Annotated in this window: 2 protein-coding genes and 1 pseudogene; all 3 read right to left on the bottom strand. The window is 56.1% G+C overall.

The genetic code is table 11. The features are described 5' to 3' along the window. Positions 1–840 (bottom strand): annotated as a pseudogene (locus tag Q0F21_RS05970) (sensor histidine kinase); the annotation flags it as partial. A 208-nt stretch (positions 841–1,048) separates the two neighbouring features. Beyond that, entirely contained in the window at positions 1,049–3,064 is a 2,016-nt protein-coding gene (locus tag Q0F21_RS05965) for an Ig-like domain-containing protein (RefSeq protein WP_297238277.1), read from the bottom strand. Between the two features lie 4 nt (positions 3,065–3,068). Beyond that, positions 3,069–4,111: hypothetical protein (locus tag Q0F21_RS05960; RefSeq protein WP_297238275.1), on the bottom strand; the 1,043-nt coding region annotated here is incomplete at its 5' end.

The raw sequence follows: 4,111 nt of genomic DNA, 5'->3' as shown, positions 1-4,111 counted from the left end.
GATACGCATCTCATCGATCTTCTTCTGCCGGAAGAGCGTGATGATCGTGTAGATGAATGTGGAGAGCACCAGGAGGGAAAAGATCACCGAGGGGATCAAGAAGCCGATGGTGGAGGAGATAAAGCGTGCCTGTCCGGGGAAGTAGACCCTCAGGTAGTGGAGTCGAGAGGGCGGGTCGTTGGTCAGAAGCGCCTGGGTGTAGATCTTATCGGGCTGATCGGCGGGGAGGCTGCCATTGGAGAAGGAGATCGTACCACGGCTGTCCACCACTTCGTAGCGGAAGGGGATCGTGATGCCATACTTGTCGAGCGACGCCAGGAGGTACTCCTCCAGGTGCTGCCCGTCGATACGGTCGTAGATCGGGCGATACTGTGCCTTGCGGAGTCCCTCGAGTGCCACTTGCAGTAGGATCCGCTGTGTCACGCTGTCCGGCTCCGAGAAGTGGCTCCTCAGCATCCGCTCCGCCTCGCGGAAGCGATCCCCGGGAGAGACAAAGTCGTACGACTTCTTGGGTGGCTGTGGTAGCTGCTCCAGCTTGTAGTCCGGCAGTCCCTGTCCCGTCGTGCCGAGGTCAAAGGGGGACTTGCTCCCCTCCGTCGGGCGGATCAGGAAGTCACGCACCACATAGCCCGGCAGTCCGAGGTCCACACGGATGATGTCGATCATCTCGTCTCGCTCCAAGTCATGATTGGTCTCGAAGAGTGCCTGCCTGACTGAGTTGTCAAACTGGTATCTCCTGGACTGGTAGGTCGCATCAATGTACTTGACCTGCATAAAGAGCAGGCCAACAAAGGCGACCACCATCACCACCACGATGAGCCAGAGTGTAGACTTCTTCATATCGCACCAAAGGTAGCGAATTTCCCCACTCCATTAACATAACAGGGGTTAATATTACACCCTTGAAATGTTAAATCACTCCCTGAAGTGTGTGCTTATGACTCTCTAAGCGCTTGGTTATCCCTCTCATGTGGACATAAAGAGACCTGGGCCCTAAAGGGAATGGCACCCTTGAGTCGCATTACAATGGTAGATCCGGTGGGAGGGATCAGTAGCGACGATCGCCCTGTCTCATGCCACCGAGTGCGCCTCCGGGCATCTGTCCGCCGAAGGGATTGCCACCGGGCTGGTCTCCGCCTCCCTCTCGGCGGCGACGAAGCTCCTCCTCGCGCTCCTTGTTGCGGTCCTTGCGCTTCTCCTCATTGAACTTTGTCCGGATCATCGTCCGGGGCTTCTGCGACAGGAGGGGCGTCAGAAGGGGGTAGAAGTTCTCCTTCACCTCCCAGTTCTTCATCAGCTCAAAGACCTTGGGCGCGTAGTAGACTGCCTCCGGCTGTATGGCAGCATCGTAGTCGCCCGGATCCCAGCGGTGGTTGCCATTCCGGTCGTAGATGATCCGGAGGCCGTACTTGCCCGGGTCGAGGTCGGGGAAGAAGAGTTCGCCTGCCTTGCTGTAGGAGGTCCAGACAAGTTTATCATCCGGCGTCAGGAGTTCGCCGATGATCGAGTCGGGCAGGTCGTGGATGGTGACGCGGAGGGAGGAGAATTCGCTTTTCTCCTTAACCTTAAACGCATCGACCACTGTCTTGTCGAGCCGGTGGCCATAGATGTCGGCTATCTCGGCGCTGTCGACGTGGAGCTCATACTGCCCGCCATAGCTGAGTCGGGCGCGGATCAGCCCGGAGGTGACACTTCCGTCAAAGAAGGCGATGGTATCGATCCGCATCGGCTGGAGGATCGAGTCCTTGGCGTCGTAGAGAGCAAAGGCGCGAAGCATCGAGGTATCGATCGGGAGGGTGGAGGTGAAGAGGATCGAGTCGGAGATGCCGCCCTTGCCCTTATGCTCGATCTTAATGGAGAGGGGACTCTCAACTGCCGGCGCAGTAGTGGTGGAGTCACTCTCGGCTCTCTTCTCCTTCTTCTTATCCAGCTTGGGGGCCTTGTAGGGAATGCGGAGGGTGTCGCTCTTGTAGGCGGGGAGACCGAGACTGTCTACGGAGAGGTAGGTGAGCGCAAAAGTGCTGTGGGCGCTCCAGGTGGTGTCGGTGAAGAAGAAGTCGACGATGCCCTCCTTGGTCTTATCCAGAACGTAAGGGGGCGGTAAGGTGTCGGAGGGCAGAGCGAGCGAGTCGACACGGGCGAGCTTGATGGCGCTGTCGGGGAGCTCGTTGAAAGTGAGCCTGAGCTGGTATGGGGCGGGTCGCTCACGCTTCTTGATAAATCGCTTGGGGTCCCTCGGCTCGTAGTAGAGCAGGACGAGGTCGTCGGGGTAGTAGTGGGTGAAGGGGACCTGCTTGATGGTGTCAATGGTGAGCGAATCGACCCAGAGGGTGTCGGGGCGGATGTCAGGCTTGCAGGTGGTGAGGACGGCACTATCGAGCCAGGCGACGCCCTCCGTACCGACCATATCGTTGCGGTAGTTGCCGTCGCTCTCCTTCAGGGCATAGACGTGGTAGCGTCCCTCACGGACGTTGCGGATCACAAACTTCGCCTTATCCGAGGTGCGACTGGTGCGGAGGAACGTGGTGTCGTGGAAGGCACTTCGCGCAGCAGTGTCCGGATGAAGTCCGACGAGGAGCCCCTGCATCGGCTCGTGGGTCCGGGCATTAATCACTGTCCCGGCGATCTCCATGGTGTCGATGCGCTCTCCGGTGCTGAAAGCAAAGGAGAAGTTCTCCATCGGGTTGCCCTCGTTATTATCTACGATCGCATCGGTGAAGTCGATTGTGTAGGTGGTATTGGGGATCAGGGTGTCCTTTAGACTAACCACTACCCGCTTGCCGTAGGAGATGATCTCCGGCTGCTGGAGCTGGGGCGGGGAGACGATGATCTTCTTGAGCGGATCCTTGACGGTGACAAACTCGTCAAACCACAGCGTCACCTTGCGCGATGAGACGTTGAGTTCCTTCTCCGCCGGATGACTTCGGACAAGCTTGGGGGGCTGATCGTCATATGGTCCCCCGTCAGGCGCTACCCTATTGGCGCACCCATATATCATGGCAATCATTCCGCCTATCAGGAGAGAGAGGTGGAGCCAAGGAGATCGACGTCGATTCTTCATCATAAGTTCATCTGGCTTGCCTGCAAAGGTCGCTAAAAAAGTGGGGATAACTCCGTGCCGTAACCATTACTTCGTCCAAAATCTCCACACATGTCTCGTCGAGAATGGTGGCAAGCACACCGAAGGCCATCGCTAATCGGTGGTCACCTCTATGGTTGAGCGTCACATGCTCCGGCTCTGTTTCACGTGGAACCCCGGTATAGGTAAAGCCGTTTGGCGTGACATTGATGAATGCATCAGATGACCAGCCGAGATCATACGATATAGAGAGCGAAGCACCCAGGCGATCCGACTCCTTGTAGGCAAGCGAGGATAAACCGGTAAATGTGGTCGGAACTCCTAGTCCTATAATTGTGGCAAAGAGAGCAGGGAAGAGATCCGGATTCTGTGACAAGTCAAAGAAAAGCGGCTCGGCTGGAGATGACTCACGACGATGCGAAACTCGCATGACCGCATCGAATACCAAGAAAGAGCTAAAAAAGCGAAATAATCGAGCATCCGGATGTGGAGAATCAGGATTTAGGCCATTTAAAGTCAGGTTTTGGATCTCGGGATGGAGCGTTTGCAACTCGAGCCAGTAGGAAGCAGAAGTGTAGTCGGCGGGGAGTTGAAAAACATAAGATTTAGACTCAGCCAAACCTGACTGCTCATGAGGTTCAAACCTAATTCGAGCCGCTTCCCAAGTGAGATCCACACCTATCTGACGTAGATACTCGATAGTCAGGTCGATGTACCTAGAGCTTGGGTCTGATTGCTGTCTCCGGATAGCCAGAGGGTAGTTTCCAGCAATCGAAAAATAGATTATCGCAGAGATAAACTGACTTGACTCCCACGCTCTTGCGTCCACTTCCGTTTCACGTGGAACGATAAGATGACTGGAATCAACAATCCATTTCTCGTTTATACACTCCACGGAGACGCCGAAGCGAAGCAGATAGTCAAGGAGCGGTCGGATCGGGCGACGGAGAAGCTGATGATCAGTAAGACGAAAGCAAACCCTACGGCCCTCGGCTGCTGCCAGTGCGACAAGGAAGCGCGCTACACTTGCAG

The sequence above is a fragment of the uncultured Porphyromonas sp. genome, from assembly GCF_934359325.1.
In the GTDB taxonomy this organism is placed as follows: domain Bacteria; phylum Bacteroidota; class Bacteroidia; order Bacteroidales; family Porphyromonadaceae; genus Porphyromonas_A.
This window is presented reverse-complemented; position numbering and strand designations above follow the sequence as displayed.

Bases quoted from the DNA above. Each gene is read 5' to 3' on its own strand.
- Q0F21_RS05965 (WP_297238277.1), bottom strand. From the start codon at position 3,064: ATGATGAAGAATCGACGTCGATCTCCTTGGCTCCACCTCTCTCTCCTG.